An 11,937-nucleotide genomic window follows, 5' to 3' on the forward strand; every position below is an offset into this window, starting at 1 on the left:
TTGCTGCTAAGCAACACCTGAAACGGTATCCGCCTTCCCCAGGTTTCTGTTAGTTTTGCCGGCCCCGCACGCAGACGGGAAGAACGATCTTCCTTCTGCATGGCCCCACGAGGTTCAGACATGAAGCACCGTACGCCCAAGAAGACCCTTCTCAGCCTGATGTTGCTGGCCGCTTTCGGCGGCGCCGTCGTTGCCGACGCCGTGGCGTACGACGCCCGCTCGGCCGATCGTGGTGGCCGCAAGAACAGCAGCAAGCCCGAGGCGCGTTATCCCGATGCGACGCGCGAAGAGCCCAAGGCCAAGGGTTCCAGCAAGGCGCAGGGCAAGCTGAGCAAGCTCTTCAAGGCATACGAAAAGGAAGACAACGAGGCCGAGACCCTCACCCTGGCAAAGGAACTGCTGGCCGATTCCAACGCGAACGAGTACGACAAGGCGATGGCGGCGCAGCTGGGCGCGCAGGCCGCCTACAACCTCGACGACATGCCGACCGCCAAGCAGTTGCTGCAGCAGGCCGTGGACCTCAACGCGCTCGACAATAACGGTCACTATCAGTCGCTGCTGATGCTGGCGCAGCTGCAGCTGCAGGACGAGGAGTTCGAGCCGGGCATGGCCAACCTCGACCGCTACCTGGCCGAAACGAAGTCCAGCAAGCCCGAAGACCTGATCCAGAAGGGCCAGGCCCTGTACCAGATGGAGAAGTTCAACGACGCCATTCCGGTGCTCGAGAAAGCCATCGCGGCCACGCCGGAGCCCAAGGACAGCTGGTACAGCCTGCTGCTCGCCTCGCTGATCGGTGCGGATCGTCCCGCTGACGCGGTGAAGATCGCCGAGCAGATGGCGGCCAAGGCTCCGGGCGACAAGAAGACACAGCTCAACCTGGTGGCCACCTACCAGCAGGCGGACCAGTTCGACAAGGCCGCCGCCACGCTGGAAAAGCTGCGCGCTGCCGGCCAGCTGACCGAAGAAAAGGAATACCGCCAGCTTTATGTCACGTACGCCAACATGGACGGCAAGGAGAAGGAAGTCATCTCCGTCGTCAACGAGGGCCTGCAGAAAGGGGCGCTGAAGCCGGACTACCAGACCCAACTCGCGTTGGCGCAAGCGTACTACTACTCCGAGCAGATCCCGCAGGCCATCGATGCCTGGCAGAAGGCCGCTCCGTTGGCCCCCAATGGCGACACCTACCTCAACCTGGCGCGCGTGTTCTGGCAGGAAGGCCGGATCCCCGAGGCCAAGACCGCCGCCCGCGCGGCGCTGGAGAAGGGAATCAAGAAGCCGGAAGATGCGAAGAAGATCATCGCGCTGCCGTAACGGGATCCACTGACACCGAAGGCCAAAAAAGCCGTTTGGATGATGGCATCGGGGTGTCGGATTGGTATAAGCTGGGGGTTCCGCCGATGAAAACCATCGGCAGGATCCAGAATCAACGAGGCGCCCCGGCGCCCGTATCAACCTTGAGTTAATTGGCGCATGGCTGAACAACTGGTCATCAACAGGTACCGGGAACAGGAAGAGGACAACAGCCTCAACTGGCCCCGTATCATCGGTATTGCCTTCGTGATCGCGTTGCACGCAGCTGCGCTGCTTGCGCTGCTGATCCCGGCGGTCGCTCCGCCGGCGGAAAAGGAAAAGGAGCGCCGGACGTCGGTCGTCATCGTCGACGCACCGCCCCCGCCTCCCCCGCCGCCGCCGCCGCCGCCGCCGCAGGACACGCCGCCGCCGCCGGTCAAGAACCTGGCTCCGCCGCGCACCACGCCGCTGCCGCCGCCGCCTGAAGCGCCGCCGGTCGACGTCGCCGAACCGCGACCGACCGACATCGTGACGCCGCCGTCGCCGCCGGCCCCGCCGTCCCCGACGCCGGACATCGGCGCCAGCGTGGACATCTCGTCGAAGAACATGAACCCGCCGCGCTATCCGCCTGCTGCCATCCGCGCAGGCATCGAAGGCACGGTCATCCTGATCATCGACGTCGACGCCAACGGCAACGTGACCAACGTGTCCGTGGAGAAGTCCAGCCGCAACCGCGATCTTGATCGCGCTGCCATGGATGCCGCACGCAAGTGGCGCTTCAACGCGTCCGTCGTCAATGGCCAGAAGGCGGCAGGTCGCGTCCGCGTGCCGGTCGACTTCAACATGGGCGGTGGTTGATGCCGCCAGGCATCGACCGACGCCAACGTAACCCGCAACACCCTCAATCAACACTTATATAAAGGTAAGCGTCATGCTGCAGGAAACCCTTTTCGCCGCCGCCGCCGGGGGCACCAACGCCGCGAATGCCCTGTCGCAGATGGGCTTCGAGCACATGATGAGCGAGATGATCAGCAAGCCGGGCGAGTTCATCGTCTCCTGGGTCGTGCTGCTCACCCTGGTCATCATGTCGGCGATGTCCTGGTACTGGACCGTCATCAACGTGCTGCGCAGCACCCGCCTGAAGGGCCAGGCTGATCGCGTGACCAGCTCGTTCTGGGAGACCCCGAACGCGCAGGACGCCATCCGCCTGATGGAAGAGCAGCCGAAGAACGAGCCCTTCTCCAAGATCGCGCTCGACGCCGCCCAGGCCGCCGCCCACCACCAGCGTTCGGAAGGTTCGGGCGAGACCCTGAGCCGTTCCGAGTTCGTGGACCGCGCCCTGCGCCAGGCCGTGACCCGCGAGAGCACCAACCTGCAGGGCGGCATGACGCTGCTCGCCACCGTCGGTGCGACCGCGCCGTTCGTGGGTCTGCTGGGTACGGTGTGGGGCATCTACGGCGCCCTGATCCGCATCGGTGCGACCGGCCAGGCCTCGATCGACGCCGTCGCCGGCCCGGTGGGTGAAGCGCTGATCATGACCGCCATCGGTCTGTTCGTCGCCATCCCGGCGGTGTTCGCCTACAACTTCTTCAGCAAGACGAATGCGGCCGTCATCGCCAAGTTCGACACGTTCGCGCACGACCTGCACGACTTCTTCGCCACCGGCTCGCGCGTTCGCTGAGCCGGCGGTACAAGCAGTCAACGCAACGTTCTAGACGGAGCCCGTCATGGCTTTCAGTAGTGGTAATAGCGGTGGCCCGATGGCCGAGATCAACGTCACGCCCCTGGTGGACGTGATGTTGGTGCTGCTGATCATCTTCATCATCACGGCGCCGCTGATGTCGCACAAGGTGAAGATCGATCTGCCGGAAACGGCCCAGATCGCGAAGGAAGCGGACGACGGTCCGAAGACCCCGCCGATCACGATCTCCGTCAAGGAGAATGGTGACCTGTACTGGGGCGACGAGCCTGTCAGCAAGGAAATCCTCGAGTCGCGCCTGTCGAGTGCAGCGCAGCTGCAGCCGCAGCCCAAGCTCAACCTGCGTGGCGACAGGACGACCAAGATGGGCGTCATCGCCGAGGTCACCAAGATCGCGCAGGGCCAGGGCATGCTGGACATCGGCTACGTAGCGACGAAAGTGAAGGGGGAGTAAGCCATGGCATTCAGTAGTGGTGGTAGCAAGGGTCCCATGGCCGACATCAACGTCACGCCCCTCGTGGACGTGATGCTGGTGCTCCTGATCATCTTCATCGTGACCGCCCCGATCATGACGTACCCGATCGAAGTGGCCCTGCCGCAGCGCGTGATCAACCCGCCGCCGCAGGTCAAGGAACCGCCTCCGCCGATCGAGCTCAAGATCAACGCCGATGGCACGGTTTACTGGAACAACAGTCCGGTGAACGTGGGCGAGTTGCAGGAGCGGATGCAGAATGAAGTGCAGCGCGATCCGACCAACCAGCCGGAATTGCGCATCGAAGCGAATTCGGAAGCGCACTACGAGGTGATGGCCAAGGTATTGGCCGCTGCCAAGAACGCGCAGATGTTGAAGATCGGTTTTGTGCAGTAATCCTGACGCGTAACACACCTTTGAACGCCGCCCTTTCAGGGCGGCGTTTTTCTTTGGCGGAGGCGGTGCGCTTGCGAAGTTCCGGGGACGGGCGTAGCGTCAGGCGCACGGTCCCGACAGAAGGAGGTGTGCCATGGCGTTCTCCGCTCCCGCAAGCCGTTCCGAACTGGCCGAGATCAACATCACGCCGCTGGTCGACGTGATGCTGGTCCTGCTGGTGATCTTCATGGTCACCGCGCCCGTGCTGTCGCGTCCGATCGAAACGCTGCTCCCGCAGCCTGTGCCCCACCCGGTGAAGCCGGTCGAGACCCTCAATGACCTGGTGCTGCGGGTCGGCCTGTCAGGTACCTACACCTTGGACGATCGTCCGCTCACGCTGGCCGAACTGCGCGCGCAGCTCGAGGACGCCCGCATCACGGACCCCCGTACCGTCCTGCACGTCGAGGCGGCCGAAGGCGCGGACTACCAGCAGCTTGTCAGCGCGCTGGCGCAGGCCGAGGCCAGCGGTATCGACAATATCGTGATGCGGTACTGAGTGGTCCCGCAGCCCGGGACGGGCGTCGGGTCAGTCCCGGCGCCCGGTGGCGGCCTGCCCGTCCAGGATCTCGAGGTACCGGCGAACGGTGGTGTCCAGTCCGGCATACAGGGCTTCGCCGATGAGCGCATGGCCGATCGAGACTTCCAGGACATCCGGCACGTTGGCGAGGAACTGACCCAGATTGTCCTGGCTGAGGTCGTGGCCGGCATTCACCCCAAGGCCAAACGCCCGGGCGTCCCGTGCGGTCCGCTGGCATAACGCAAGCGCTCCGGTGGCATCCCCGGCCAGCGCCGCTTCGGCAAACGGACCGGTGTAGATCTCGATCCGGTCCGCGCCGATATGCGCTGCATGCTCCAGTCCCTCGCAGCCGGCATCGACGAACAGGCTGACGCGGCAGCCCATCGCCTTGAGCTGGGCTACCAGTGGTCGCAGGCGTTCGGTATCGCGGGAAAAATCAAAGCCATGGTCGGAGGTGATCTGGCCGTCGCCATCCGGCACCAGTGTGGCCTGTGCGGGGCGCACCTCATCGCAGAGCGCCAGGAAGCCGGGATACCCCGGCCGAGGCGGCGCGAAAGGATTCCCTTCGACATTCAGCTCGACGCCCTGAGCGTGCGTCAGCGAGGACAGCGCACGGACGTCGTCCGGCCGGATATGCCGGATATCCGGTCGCGGATGGACGGTGATGCCATGCGCGCCGGCCGCCAGGCAGGCCTGCGCCGCGCGCACCACGTCAGGCTCAGCGCCACCCCGGGAATTCCTAAGGACTGCGATCTTGTTGACGTTGACGCTGAGCAGGGTCACGGGGCCGGCGGCTCCGTGGGAGGCGGCGTTGCATTGCGGCGTGCTTCGGCCAGCTCGCGCAGCCTCCGCAGTTCGGTGGGGTCGATCATCATCGAGGGGTCACGGCTCGTTTCGCCCAATCGGCGCGCGTGCCGGCCCATGATCCAGGCCACGAACAGGCCCAGCGACACCAGCAGCAACGTGACCGCCAGCAGCGGCGATGTCGTGCGCATGGCCATGAACATGCAGCCGATCGCCATCAACAGGAAAAGCCAGTGCATCGTCCACCCCCGGGGCTTGGTGGGCGCATCTTACCGCTTCCCCTCCAGCGCAAAAACGGCCGTGCTTCACAGCAGCGGCGACATCAGACGCGCCAACGCCTCGGGCAGCCGGTGGCGCCAGAGCGAGCGGTGCCGCTGGAGCCGGACGGGCTCGCTGGCAGCGATCTCGCCTTCCAGCCATTGCGCCAGCGTGCCGGCGACGCCACGGTCGCGAAACATCATGGAAATCTCGAAGTTCAGCCGGAAGCTGCGATGGTCGAAGTTGGCGCTGCCGATGATGGCCAGCGCGTCGTCGCACAGCAGCGCCTTGCTGTGCATCATCCGCGGCCCGTACTCGTACACCTTAACGCCTGCCGCCAGCAGCTCTTCGAAGTAGGAGCGCGCCGCCAGCGTGACCAGACGCGAGTCGCTGACCTTGGGCACCACCAGCCGCACGTCGAGCCCACCGAGCGCGGCGGAGGTCAGCGCCATCCGCGCGGCCTCGCCGGGCACGAAGTAGGGTGTCACCAGCCATACACGCTGCCTGGCTTCATGGATCGCGGCGACCTTCGCGCGATGGATCGGCTCCCATGCGGAATCCGGTCCCGAGACCAGCGCCTGCACGGCGATGCCGCCACGCACGTTCGCGTCGTTCGCACTCCACAGGCGCGTGCCCTGGAAGTCCTTGCGCTGCTGTCCGGTCGCGTAGACCCAATCTTCGACGAACACCTGCTGGATGCTGCGCACGATCTCGCCTTCCAGCCGCAGGTGCAGGTCGCGATAGGCATCCTCGCGCAGCGACTCGTCCTCGTCGTCGGTGACGTTGATGCCGCCCGTGAAGGCGATGCGTCCGTCGACCACGACGATCTTGCGATGCGTACGCAGGTTGAGCCAGGGCCGGGTGAAGGGCCGGAACCGCGTCGGGTGGAACCAGGCATACTCGCCGCCCGCCGCGACCAGCGCATTCAACGCGCGCTTCTTCAGCCGGTTGGAGCCCACCGCATCCAGCAACAACCGTACCTTCACGCCTTCGCGTGCCTTCACCGCCAACGCGTCGAGCACGCGCTGCCCGGTGCGGTCGCCGTTGAAGATGTAGTACTCCACGTGGATGTGGTTCTCCGCGACCGCGATGGCGTCGAGGATCGCCTGGTACGTGGCACAGCCGTCCACCAGCTGCTGCACGGACGTCGCCGTGGACGGCGGCAGCCCGGTGGTCTTCTGGGCCAGCATCGGCAGCTCGGCACTGTTGCCATCCGCCGGCGCGAAGACCTCGTAACTCTCCACGCCTTCGCGCGAACGCGTGCGGCGCAGCTGGTGCCGCTTGATGCGTTGCGGACCGAGCAGGAAGTAGATCAGGTAGCCCACATAAGGCAGCAACGCCAGCGAGAGCAGCCAGCTCAACGTGGCCACCGGCTCGCGCTTCTGCAGGATGATCCACGAGCACAGCGGCACCAGGTACAGCAGCCACGCCAGCGTCACCCACCACTGGAGGTGGGGCAGCGAAGAGAAGAAGTCGCCCAAGGCGGCAAGCATGTCGTGCATCTGAGGATTCTATTCGGTGTCGCGGCGCCTGCGACGGGGGTAGCGTAGGCTGCCCGCATGACGACGAGGGGACGGCCGGGTATCAAGGGACGGGGTTCCACCGGCTACCTGCCGGGCCGGTTCGCCGTGACCACGCCGGAGACGGTCGACGACGGTTGGCATGACGCCGACACCGAGGGCGACATCGCGTCCGCGCCGCAGACCCAGGTGATCGAAGAGGTCGCACGCAGCGTCATCACCCGCAACCAGTCGCCGGACATCCCGTTCGACCAGTCGTTGAACCCGTATCGCGGCTGTGAGCATGGCTGTTCCTACTGCTTCGCCCGCCCCTCGCACGCCTACCTCGACCTATCGCCGGGGCTGGACTTCGAAACGAAGATCTTCGCCAAGACCAACGCCGCCGACGTGCTGCGGCGCGAGCTGTCGAAGCGGGGTTACGAACCGAAGCCGATCTCGCTGGGCATCAACACCGACGCCTATCAGCCGACCGAACGCAGGCTGCAGCTGACACGCCGGATCATCGAGGTGCTGGCCGAGACGAAGCATCCGTTCTCGCTGATCACCAAGAACGCGCTGATCGAGCGCGATGTGGATCTGCTGGCGCCCATGGCGCGGGAGAACCTGGTGCACGTCTACTTCTCCATCACCACGTTGGACAACGGCCTGTCCTCGCGACTGGAACCTCGCGCCTCGGCGCCGCACAGTCGTCTGCGGGCGGTGAAGCGCCTCGGCGAGGCCGGCATACCGGTGGGCGTGATGTTCGCGCCGGTCATTCCGTGGGTGAACGACCACGAGCTGGAAGCGGTGCTCGATGCGGCCCGGGACGCGGGCGCCACCGCGGCCGGCTACGTGCTGCTGCGGCTGCCGCATGAAGTCGCCCCGCTGTTCCGCGACTGGTTGCAGACGCACCTGCCGGATCGCGCGGCGCATGTGATGAGCACGATCCAGCAACTGCGGGGTGGCAAGGATTACGACAGCCGCTTCGGCACGCGGCTCCGTGGCGAGGGCGTGTACGCGAACCTGTTGGCGCGCCGCTTCGCGCTGGCACTGAAGCGCTCCGGCTTCGAGGGTCGGCGCCATCCGCCGTTCGATTGCACGCGTTTCGTCGCGCCACGCGAGCCGTCGCCGCAGGGCGAGCTGTTCTGAGGCTTCGACGTCGCGCTGCGACGATCGGTCACATCGAAAGCGCCACGCGCCTGACGACAATGCAGGCTTCCGTTCGTGCGCGTGCCCCATGATCCAGTCGCTCTACCTGGCCGGTCCCGACATCTTCCGTCCCGATGCCGTCGCGCATGGCGAACGGCTCAAGGCGTTGTGCGCGCGCTACGGTTTCGAAGGGCTGTTCCCGCTGGACGCGCAGGTCGCCGGCCACGCCACCGGTGATCCGCGCGAGACCGCACGCTGGATCTACCGTGCGGACCTCGGCCTGCTCGATGCCGCCGACGCCGTGTTGGCCAACCTCGACTTTTTTCGTGGCGCCGAGCCGGACAGCGGCACCTGTTTCGAGGTCGGCTACGCGATCGCGCGCGGCAAGCCCGTCTACGGCTACGTGCCCGAAGGTGGTGGCCTGGCCGAGCGCATACGCCAGCGGTGTCCCCAGTATCTCGGTGCGGAAGGCGGGCTCGACGCGTCTGGATGGGAGCTCGAGGAGTTCGGCCTGCCAGTCAACCTGATGCTGGCCGTGCCCAGCGTGATCGTCGTGGGCGGTGCGGAAGTCGCCCTGCAGCGCATGCGTGCCGACATGGATGCAGGCCTGATGCGCCTGTCAGCGGCTGCCGTATAGCCGCTCCGCGCGCTGGAACAGCACCCAGCTGGTCGCGATGTACTTGTCGCCGTGCAGCGGCCGGTTGCCGCGATGGGTATGGGTGAATGCGGTGGGCGCGATCAGCAGGCTGCCCGTGCGCGGCACGATCTTGCGTTGCTGGTGGAAGAACTCGGTCTCGCCGGCGCCGAAACCATCGTTGAGATAGATCGTCCACAGCACATGGCGGTGCAGGGTCTCGGCATCCACAGCTTTCGGGAACAGTTCGCAGTGCCAGTACGGATACCCGCCCTCGCCCGCGGCGTAGCGCTGCAGGTTGATCTTGCCGGGCACGAAGACCTTCATCACCAGCTTCATCAGCGCGGCATCGTCCATGCCGGCGACATCGTCGTAGCGCAGGCGGCGTAGCACGCCCTCCGCATCCGGCTGTTGCAGCATCAACGGTGCGATCAGGCTGAAGGGGTACTTGCGCAGGTACTGCTGCAGGCCGCTGAGCACGGCCAGGTTGAGGCGCTGTTCCACGTCGCGCCAGTCGGCGACACCGCTGATGCCGATGTCGCGGCTGTGCTTCAGCTCGGGATAGTGGCCGCCGCCCACGTGTCCCGGCCGGTCCTGCCCACTGCTGTCGAAGCGGGCGACGATGGCGCGGCACGTGTCCGCGTCCAGTGCGTCCGGGTAGACCTCGATGAAGTCGGCGGCCGTGGCGTTCATCGCCCGATTCTAGCCGCCAACGCGTTCGCTCCCGTCACGCCGCCGCGGTGTCGTGCGCCAGGTGGTAACCGACGGCCGCCTCGACTTCCTTCTTCGAGCCCAGGAACACCGGCACGCGCTGGTGCAGCTGGGTCGGGCGCAGCGACAGGATGTCCTCGCGGCCGGTGCTGGCGGCGCCGCCGGCTTGCTCGACCAACATGCCCATCGGGTTGGCCTCGTACATCAGCCGCAGCTTGCCGGCCTTGCCCGGGTCCTTGCGGTCCCACGGGTAGATGAAGATGCCGCCGCGGGTCAGGATGCGGTGCACGTCGGCGACCATGCTGGCGATCCAGCGCATGTTGAAATCCTTGCCGCGCGGGCCTTCTTTGCCGGCGAGCAGGTCGCTGACGTAGCCCTGCATCGGCGCCTCCCAGTGGCGCTGGTTCGACATGTTGATGGCGAATTCCTTGGTCTCCTCCGGAATGCGCATGTCGCGCTGGGTCAGCACGAAGGCGCCCTGCTCGCGGTCCAGCGTGAACGCATGGGTGCCGTTGCCGGTGGTCAGCACCAGCATCGTGCTGGGCCCGTAGATACAGTAGCCGGCGGCGACCTGCTCGCGACCCGGCTGCAGGAAGTGCTCGTCGCCCGGCTTGGTCACGCCGTCCGGGCTGCGCAGCACCGAGAAGATGGTGCCGACCGAGACGTTGACGTCGATGTTGGAGCTGCCGTCCAGCGGATCGAACAGCAGCAGGAAGCCGCCGCGCGGATAGGCGTCCGGGATCGGCTGGCTGTGGTCCATTTCCTCCGAGGCGCACGCGGCCAGGTGGCCGCCCCAGGCGTTGGCTTCCAGCAGGATGTCGTTGCTCAGCACGTCCAGCTTCTTCTGCGCCTCGCCCTGCACGTTGCCGGTGCCGGCGTCGCCCAGTACGCCGCCCAGGGCGCCCTTGCTGACCGCGATCGAGATGCTGGTGCAGGCGCGGGCCACCACCGCGATCAGCTGGCGCAGGTCGGCGCTGATGCGGCCGGCGCGCTGTTCTTCGATCAGGTAGCGGCTCAGCGAGACGGCGGACGGAGCGGGAGCGGGCATGATGGGGTCCACGGCGAAGGTGGCGCGCATTGTCCGGGTTAATGAGACCAATGCAAGACCAGTCGCTATGCTTGCGGACCTGAACGAGGAAGGATCGGATGGACGAAGCGACCCCGCAGACCTGGCTGGCCCTGTCCTCGGCGCTGGGGCTGGGCCTGCTGATCGGGTTGGTGCGCGAACGCAGCGGCGGGCGCGGCCACCGGATCGCCGGCCTGCGCACGCATGCGCTGGTGGCGCTGGGTGCGGCGGTCGCCGCCTCGCTGGGCCAGCCGGTGCTGCTGGTCGGCCTGGGCATCACCGGCGTCCTTGCTGCAATGGCCTACCGGGCGACCCACCGGGACGACCCCGGCCTGACCAGCGAGGTGACGCTGGTGGTGACCTTTCTGCTCGGCGCGATGGCGATGCGCACGCCGGCGCTGGCGACCGGGCTGGCGGTCGTCGTCGCCGTGCTGCTGTACGCCAAGCAGCCGCTGCACGAACTGACCCGCGAGACCTTCAGCGAGCGCGAAGTCTTCGACGGCCTGCTGCTGCTGGCGTCGGCGCTGGTGATCCTGCCGATCCTGCCGGACCGCGCCATCGGCCCGTTCGAGGCGATCAACCTGGCGACGATCTGGAAGCTGGTCGTGCTGGTGATGGCGGTCAGCGCGCTGGGTCACATCGTGCTGCGTCTGGTCGGCAATCGCTGGGGACTGGCAGCGGCCGGCTTCTTCGCCGGCTATGTATCGTCGACCGCGGCGACGATCGGCTTCGGCCAGCGGGCGAAGGAAACCCCGGCGCTGCTGCGTTCTGCCGTGGCAGCCGCGCTGCTGTCCAATCTCGCCTCGCTGACGCTGTGCGTGCCGATCCTGTGGGCGGTGTCGCCGCCGCTGGTGCGCGACCTGCTGCCTGAGCTGTGCGTGATCGGCGCGGTCCTGCTGGCGGGTGGCCTCGTCGGCCTGCGCGCCGGCCGCGACGAAACGGTGAAACCGCCGACCTCCGAAAGCCGCATGTTCCGCTTCGGCCAGGCACTGGGTTTCGCCCTGCTGGTCGCGGTGCTGACGTTCGTTGCGGCCGCGCTGGCGGCGTGGATCGGCCCGCGCGGCGCGATGGCGGCGGCTGCGCTGTCTGCTGCGGCGGAACTGCATGCCGCGGTGGCGACACTGGCCAACCAGTTCGCCCGTGGCGGCCTTGAAGCGGCGGAGGCACGCTGGTGGATGCTGGCGCTGCTGTCGGCCAGCCTGATTGCCAAGTCGGTGATCGCCTGGGTCAGCGGAGGCGCGGCGTATGGCCTGCGCGTGTCGGCAGGTTTGCTGATCGCGCTCGCTGCGGGTGCGGCGATGGTGTGGGTGTTCTGAGGTGCCTGTGATGCCGGGTGTGGGAGCGACGTCAGTCGCGATGCTTTTCCCATGGCAGTCCATCGCGACTGACGTCGCTCCCACAGG

Annotated in this window: 14 protein-coding genes; 9 read left to right on the plus strand and 5 right to left on the minus strand. The window is 66.6% G+C overall.

Going from position 1 to position 11,937, the window contains the following annotated elements; translation table 11 throughout:
- The first annotated feature begins 120 nt into the window (after positions 1-120).
- The 6 genes from IB230_RS16980 to IB230_RS17005 all read left to right on the plus strand — a co-directional run bounded on the left by IB230_RS16980 (position 121) and on the right by IB230_RS17005 (position 4,392).
- The gene (locus IB230_RS16980) at positions 121-1,311 is read left to right on the plus strand and encodes a tetratricopeptide repeat protein (protein WP_192274053.1); all 1,191 of its coding nucleotides are present in this window, start codon (positions 121-123) and stop codon (positions 1,309-1,311) included.
- 159 nt (positions 1,312-1,470) lie between these two features.
- Entirely contained in the window at positions 1,471-2,148 is a 678-nt protein-coding gene (locus tag IB230_RS16985; RefSeq protein WP_192274054.1) for an energy transducer TonB, read from the plus strand.
- A gap of 73 nt (positions 2,149-2,221) precedes the next feature.
- Positions 2,222-2,971, plus strand: coding sequence for a TonB-system energizer ExbB (gene exbB / locus IB230_RS16990; RefSeq protein WP_192274055.1), 750 nt, complete (start codon positions 2,222-2,224; stop codon positions 2,969-2,971).
- 46 nt (positions 2,972-3,017) lie between these two features.
- Positions 3,018-3,443 carry a biopolymer transporter ExbD gene (locus IB230_RS16995; RefSeq protein ID WP_192274056.1) on the plus strand — a complete coding sequence of 142 codons (426 nt, stop codon included), beginning with the start codon at positions 3,018-3,020 and terminating at the stop codon, positions 3,441-3,443.
- A gap of 3 nt (positions 3,444-3,446) precedes the next feature.
- Entirely contained in the window at positions 3,447-3,857 is a 411-nt protein-coding gene (locus IB230_RS17000) for a biopolymer transporter ExbD (protein ID WP_192274057.1), read from the plus strand.
- A gap of 133 nt (positions 3,858-3,990) precedes the next feature.
- Positions 3,991-4,392 carry a biopolymer transporter ExbD gene (locus IB230_RS17005; protein WP_192274058.1) on the plus strand — a complete coding sequence of 134 codons (402 nt, stop codon included), beginning with the start codon at positions 3,991-3,993 and terminating at the stop codon, positions 4,390-4,392.
- A 30-nt stretch (positions 4,393-4,422) separates the two neighbouring features.
- Here the strand turns inward: IB230_RS17005 and IB230_RS17010 are convergent, their stop codons facing one another.
- From IB230_RS17010 to cls, 3 genes are all read right to left on the minus strand, one after another.
- Positions 4,423-5,196, minus strand: a complete 774-nt coding sequence (locus IB230_RS17010; protein WP_192274059.1) for a pyridoxine 5'-phosphate synthase — start codon at positions 5,194-5,196, stop codon at positions 4,423-4,425.
- Positions 5,193-5,456 (minus strand): hypothetical protein, encoded by a 264-nt coding sequence (locus tag IB230_RS17015; protein WP_192274060.1) that lies wholly within the window; start codon positions 5,454-5,456, stop codon positions 5,193-5,195. Before IB230_RS17015 ends, IB230_RS17010 begins: the two co-directional genes overlap by 4 nt.
- A gap of 66 nt (positions 5,457-5,522) precedes the next feature.
- Entirely contained in the window at positions 5,523-6,968 is a 1,446-nt protein-coding gene (gene cls / locus IB230_RS17020) for a cardiolipin synthase (RefSeq protein WP_192274435.1), read from the minus strand.
- Positions 6,969-7,034: 66 nt separating this feature from the next.
- Between cls and IB230_RS17025 the strand changes: the two genes are divergently transcribed.
- Positions 7,035-8,123 (plus strand): PA0069 family radical SAM protein, encoded by a 1,089-nt coding sequence (locus IB230_RS17025; protein ID WP_192274061.1) that lies wholly within the window; start codon positions 7,035-7,037, stop codon positions 8,121-8,123.
- Positions 8,124-8,211: 88 nt separating this feature from the next.
- Entirely contained in the window at positions 8,212-8,760 is a 549-nt protein-coding gene (locus tag IB230_RS17030) for a nucleoside 2-deoxyribosyltransferase (RefSeq protein ID WP_192274062.1), read from the plus strand.
- On the opposite strand, the gene IB230_RS17035 is transcribed toward IB230_RS17030, so the two are convergent.
- On the minus strand, positions 8,743-9,450 hold the full coding sequence (locus tag IB230_RS17035) for a 2OG-Fe(II) oxygenase (protein WP_192274063.1): 708 nt from the start codon (positions 9,448-9,450) through the stop codon (positions 8,743-8,745). The genes IB230_RS17030 and IB230_RS17035 overlap by 18 nt on opposite strands.
- Positions 9,451-9,484: 34 nt before the next feature.
- Entirely contained in the window at positions 9,485-10,516 is a 1,032-nt protein-coding gene (locus tag IB230_RS17040; RefSeq protein ID WP_192274064.1) for a class 1 fructose-bisphosphatase, read from the minus strand.
- Between the two features lie 98 nt (positions 10,517-10,614).
- Between IB230_RS17040 and IB230_RS17045 the strand changes: the two genes are divergently transcribed.
- Entirely contained in the window at positions 10,615-11,850 is a 1,236-nt protein-coding gene (locus tag IB230_RS17045; RefSeq protein ID WP_192274065.1) for a DUF4010 domain-containing protein, read from the plus strand.
- Positions 11,851-11,937 lie beyond the last annotated feature (87 nt).

This window comes from Pseudoxanthomonas sp. PXM01 (assembly GCF_014851815.1).
In the GTDB taxonomy this organism is placed as follows: Bacteria; Pseudomonadota; Gammaproteobacteria; order Xanthomonadales; family Xanthomonadaceae; genus Pseudoxanthomonas_A.